The following is a 367-nucleotide window of genomic DNA, read 5'->3' as shown; positions in this document are numbered from 1 at the left end:
ACGGATCTTGTCGAGCAGGCGCGTGAGTTCGACCTTCTCGGTCGCGTTCATCCCGGCCGCCGGCTCGTCGAGCGCGAGCAGCTTCGGGTCGGTCGCCAATGCGCGCGCGATTTCCAGCCGGCGCTGGTGGCCGTACGACAGGTTGCGCGACGTGTAGTCCGCGTACTGCAGCACGCCGACGTACTCGAGCAGCTCGATCGCGCGTTCCTTGATCTCGCGCTCTTCCTGGCGCTCGGCCGGCGTCTGGAACACCGCGCCGAGCAGGCCGTGCTTGGTCCGCACGTGGCGGCCCACCATCACGTTCTCCAGCGCCGTCATCCCGCCGAACAGGCGGATGTTCTGGAACGTGCGCGCGATGCCCGTCTTT

General features: G+C 67.8%; 1 protein-coding gene. It reads right to left on the bottom strand.

Going from position 1 to position 367, the window contains the following annotated elements:
- The coding region (locus U4012_RS35685; RefSeq protein ID WP_321804594.1) for an ATP-binding cassette domain-containing protein at nt 1-367 on the bottom strand (367 nt) is incomplete at both ends.

The organism is Burkholderia sp. BCC1988 (assembly GCF_905339895.1).
In the GTDB taxonomy this organism is placed as follows: Bacteria; Pseudomonadota; Gammaproteobacteria; order Burkholderiales; family Burkholderiaceae; genus Burkholderia.
Note: the sequence above shows the minus strand (reverse complement) of the source record. Positions and strands in the feature narration are given on the sequence as shown.